The 4,712-nt window shown below is 63.1% G+C and carries 5 protein-coding genes; 4 read left to right on the top strand and 1 reads right to left on the bottom strand.

Going from position 1 to position 4,712, the window contains the following annotated elements:
• From EOL86_12100 to EOL86_12085, 4 genes are all read left to right on the top strand, one after another.
• On the top strand, nucleotides 1-126 hold a 126-nt coding region (locus EOL86_12100), incomplete at its 5' end, for an OmpA family protein (GenBank protein ID NCD26316.1).
• Nucleotides 127-258: 132 nt separating this feature from the next.
• Nucleotides 259-1,794 (top strand): murein biosynthesis integral membrane protein MurJ, encoded by a 1,536-nt coding sequence (gene murJ / locus EOL86_12095; protein ID NCD26315.1) that lies wholly within the window; start codon nucleotides 259-261, stop codon nucleotides 1,792-1,794.
• Nucleotides 1,795-1,865: 71 nt separating this feature from the next.
• Complete coding sequence (locus EOL86_12090) at nucleotides 1,866-3,089, top strand: LL-diaminopimelate aminotransferase (protein ID NCD26314.1); 1,224 nt, start codon at nucleotides 1,866-1,868, stop codon at nucleotides 3,087-3,089.
• Nucleotides 3,090-3,824, top strand: a complete 735-nt coding sequence (locus tag EOL86_12085) for a methyltransferase domain-containing protein (protein ID NCD26313.1) — start codon at nucleotides 3,090-3,092, stop codon at nucleotides 3,822-3,824. It abuts the gene before it with no gap.
• Between the two features lie 161 nt (nucleotides 3,825-3,985).
• On the opposite strand, the gene yedF is transcribed toward EOL86_12085, so the two are convergent.
• Nucleotides 3,986-4,609 (bottom strand): sulfurtransferase-like selenium metabolism protein YedF, encoded by a 624-nt coding sequence (gene yedF / locus EOL86_12080; protein NCD26312.1) that lies wholly within the window; start codon nucleotides 4,607-4,609, stop codon nucleotides 3,986-3,988.
• Nucleotides 4,610-4,712 lie beyond the last annotated feature (103 nt).

Here is a 4,712-nt window from a genome sequence, read left to right as displayed (position 1 = left end):
ACGGCCAAGGGGATTGACGCGGACCGCCTTGCGGCCGTGGGCTGGGGCCAGGAAAAGCCTGTTGCCGACAATCAGTCCGAAGAGGGCAGGGCCAAGAATCGGCGGGTGGAGATCATCAAGAAATAGTTCTGGGCGTGTCTTTGCGCGGCCCCGGCGGATCGTCCAATTCCCGATGGACGGCGGCGGGCGGGGTGGATACATGGGGCGGGGCCGGGGCTCGCCCCTTTTTTGTATCGTTTTGCAACCAGGAACCGCGTTTTGTCCACCAACCGCACCATTGTCAGAAATGCGTCCATCGTTTCCGCCGCCACGTTGCTCAGCCGGGGCCTGGGCCTGGTCCGGGATCTGATCATGGCCTATACCCTTGGCGCGTCTGTGCTGGCCGACGCTTTTTTCGTCGCCTTCCGTGTCCCCAATTTGCTGCGCAGCCTGTTCGCCGAAGGCTCGTTGACCATGGCCTTTGTGCCGACTTTTGTCCGAATCCGTCAGGAGCAGGGCGATCGGGCGGCCTTCATCCTGGCTCGGTCCATCCAGATTTGGCTGGTCCTTATTCTGGGCGTTCTGACCTTGGGCGTGCTGCTTTTCCCCAAGGCCGTGACGCTTATGATCGCCTCTGGTTTCGCGGCCGAAAAGCCGGAAATGTTCGAGCTGACGGCCGGGCTGGTCCAAATCTGCTTCCCCTACATCCTGCTCATTTCCGGCGTGGCCCTGTGCATGGGCATCCTGAACAGCATGGGGCATTTTCTTGTGCCGGCCCTGGCCCCGTGTCTGCTGAACATCACGCTTATCGCGGCCAGCCTGGGGGCCATCTGGATGGGCGGCAACGTGGCCGTGTGGCTGGCCTGGGGCGTGCTCGTGGCTGGCGTTGGCCAGTGGCTGCTGCAGCAGCCGGTGCTGCGCGCCAAGGGCTTCGCCTGGCGCGGCCCGGTGGAACTTGCCGGGCCGGGAGTGCGGCGCATCGGGGCGCTCATGCTGCCGACCATTTTGGGCTCGGCGGTCTATCAATTCAATATTTTGATCGGCACGGGCATGGCCTCGTTCTTGCCCGAGGGCTCCATTTCCAATCTGTATTACGCGGACCGGCTTTTTCAGTTTCCACTCGGCGTGTTCGGCGTGGCCGTGGGCGTGGCCACCCTGCCGTCCTTGTCGTCCCTGGCCGCGCCAGAGCGACGGGATGAGTTCCGCGCCACCCTGGCCAGCTCATTGGGCCTGACCCTGTTCGTCAACCTGCCGGCCGCCGCCGGACTGGCGGGATTGGCCCTGCCTTTGGTCGAGCTCTTGTTCGGGCGCGGCGAGTTTTCCGCCCAGGCCGTACACGGCACGGCCATGGCCCTGTTGGGGTATGTGGTCGGGCTGCCGGCTTTTTCCAGTGTGCGTTCCCTGGCTTCGGCCTATTACGCCCTGGGCGACACCAAGACCCCGGTGCGGGTGGCCCTTGTCTGCCTTGGTGTCTATGTCGCCGTGGGCTACGCCGGCATGCAGGTGCTCGGTCATGTCGGTCTGGCTCTGGCCTCGTCCGTGTCGGCCTGGATCAACGTGCTGCTGCTGGGCTTTTTGCTGCGCCGCCATCTGGGTGCTTGGTTCCGTCCGAACCGCGATCATGTCCTGTCCGTGTTGCTCAGCCTGGGGCTATTGGCCGGATGCTGGGCCAGCGCCGGACTGGGCCGGATCAGCCTGCTGCTTATCCCGCTGTGGGTCGCGCTGTACATGGGCCTTGCCCTGGTTCTGAAGGTTTCCCAGGCCCGGCTTTTCGCCGATGTGCTGGGGCGGCGTTTCGCGCGCAAACGCGCTTGACTTGAACTGCGCGGCCTTTGCCGGTACTGGCCAGACTTTACCGCAACGCCAACTTCCACGAGGACTGTATAATGATCCGCATCAATGAGAATTATTCAAAGCTCAAGGCGTCCTATCTGTTCGCCGACATCGCTCATCGTGTGTCTGCTTTTCAAGCAGCCAATCCGGACAAGAAAATCATCCGTATGGGTATCGGCGACGTGACCGAACCCCTGCCCGGGGCCGTGGTCAAGGCCTTTCACGAGGGTGTGGACGAGATGGCCAATAGCACGACTTTTCGCGGCTATGGGCCGGAGCAGGGCTATGGATTCCTGCGCGAACTGATCGCGGCGGAGGATTTTCAGGCCAGGGGCGCGGACATCGCGGCCGACGAAATTTTCATCAGCGACGGCGCCAAGTGCGACACCGGCAACATCCAGGAGCTCTTCGCCGGGGACATCCGCATCGCCATTCCGGACCCGGTCTATCCGGTCTATGTGGACACCAACGTCATGGCCGGCCGCACCGGAGCGAACGTGGACGGCCGCTATGAAGGGTTGGTTTATCTCGACGGGACCAAGGACAATGGCTTCATCCCGGCCCTGCCGACCGAGCCCGTGGACCTGATTTATCTGTGTTATCCCAACAACCCCACCGGCGCGACCATCACCAAGGCCCAGCTTGCGGCCTGGGTGGACTACGCCCGTGCCAACAAGGCCCTTATTTTGTTCGACGCGGCCTACGAGGCCTTTATCCGCGATCCCGACCTGCCCAAGTCCATCTACGAGATCGAGGGCGCGCGCGAGGTGGCCATCGAGTTCCGCTCCCTGTCCAAAACCGCCGGGTTCACCGGCACACGGTTGGCCTTCACCGTGGTGCCCAAGACCTGCATGGCCTACGACGCGGCCGGCAACCAGCACAGCCTGCACGCCATGTGGAACCGACGCCACACGACCAAGTTCAACGGCGTGTCCTATCCGGTGCAGAAGGCGGCGGCGGCCGTGTACTCGCCCGAGGGCAAGGCCCAGGCCAGGGCCCTGGTGGGCGGGTACTTGCGCAACGCGGCCATCATCCGCAAGGAAATGACGGCCCTGGGCTATGACTGCGTTGGCGGCGAGAATTCGCCCTATGTCTGGATCGACGGCAAGATGGGTTCGTGGGAGTTTTTCGACATGCTCCTGAACAAGGCGGCCGTGGTCTGCACACCCGGCGCTGGCTTTGGGGCTTGTGGCGAAGGCTTCATCCGTATTTCCGCTTTCAACAGCCTGGCCAATGTTCAGGAAGCCATGGAGCGGTTGCGCTCCGTGCTGAAATAGATGCTCGATCCGGCGGTGCTTCGGGCCAGGGAGTACTTCCCGCGCGGCCTGTCCCAGCCGGATGCGGGTTTTCGTTTTTCTCTCGACGCCCTGCTTTTGGCGGCTTTCGCGCGGCAGGGCGCAAGCCGGGTGCTTGATCTGGGAACCGGATGCGGGGTGGTGGGGCTGGCCTGGGCCCTGATCCACCCCGATTCGTTTGTGGTCGGGCTGGACGCAAATCCCGCCATGCTGGTTCATGCCCGCGAAAACGCCCGGCGCTTGGGCTTGGCTGGGCGTTTTGCCGCCGTGCGGGCCGATGTGGCCCGGCCCGGCGGGTTCAGGCCCGAAAGCATGGATCTGGTGCTCTGCAATCCGCCGTATCGTGATCCCGGCACGGGCCGGGTGTGTCCTCATGTCGGAAAAAACGCGGCCCGTTTTGAGAGTGGCGCGGTTTTGGCCGACTTTATCCGCGCCACCGCCTTTGTCCTGCGCAATCGAAAACCCTGCGCTTTCATCCATCTGGCCGAGCGCGTCGATGACCTGCTCGGCCTTTTGTCCGAGCACCGATTGCGGCCCAAGGAGCTGCTCTTCGTGCATCCCAAGCCTGACGTTTTGGCCCGGCTGGTTCTGGTTCTGGCCGTCAAGAACGGCGGGCCGGGCCTGACCGTGGCCGCGCCCCTGGTCTTGCACGGCGAGGCCGGCCTTACCGCCCAAGCCCTGGCGTTTTGTCCGTGGCTGGCGTGCAATTCGAGATGAAGGCTGCCTCCGGCGGGCAGGGGACGCGTCCCCCGCACCTCTTTCGGGTCTCTCGTGGGCAGCGATGCACGGGACATGACGTCCCGAATTTCCATTTTTCCTTTTGAAGGGGTCAAGGGGCCGCGCCCCTTGCGGGGCGCGGGGCGGAGCCCCGTATTGTCTTAAACGGTGATGACCTTGTCGGCCACCTGTTGGCTGGTGACCACGTCGAGCATGTTCGTGACCTGGCCGACGATTTTTTGGTCCATGAGTTGGAAATGCTCCAGGCAGGTGCCACAGACGAGGATGGACACGCCGGCGGCTTCCAGGCTTTTGAGCTTGTCGATGACCGGATTTTGGGCCGTGGCCAGTCGGACCGCGCCGTTGAGCATGATGATTCGCCACAGGGCGTCGCCCAGCTCCGGCAGGGTGGTGATGAAATTCTGCATGAGCCGCGCGCCCAGGGCGTCATCGCCCCGGCCAATGACGTCCGAGGTCAGAAAGACCAGGATGCGGTGGCCGCAGACCGGACAGACGGCTTGGGGCGTGTCCTGGACTCCGGGCGTCGCGGCTTTGCCCGGCGCGTCCGAGACCGGTCGTGCCTCGATGGTCCACAGTCGGCCGTCCTGACGGATGGCGTCGACAACCCATCTCTGGCTGGTCAGAAATCGGCTGACGTTTTCCTTGGCCGCTTCGTTATCGACGATGACCCGGATTTCCTGGGTGGCGGGGTCGGCGATAACCCGCTTGCATCGCAGTACGGGGTTGGGGCATGGTTCCCCTTCGCAATTGAGTGTGATTGGCACGGCGTATCCTCCATGATGGGCGAAAGTGGTCTTGTTGTACGCACGTTCGGAGGGTGGTCAAATTGGATTATTCTATTTCATTTGAGAGTTTGGATTGAAAATA

It is taken from the genome of Deltaproteobacteria bacterium, from assembly GCA_009930495.1.
Lineage (GTDB): Bacteria > Desulfobacterota > Desulfovibrionia > Desulfovibrionales > Desulfomicrobiaceae > Desulfomicrobium.
Note: the sequence above shows the minus strand (reverse complement) of the source record. Positions and strands in the feature narration are given on the sequence as shown.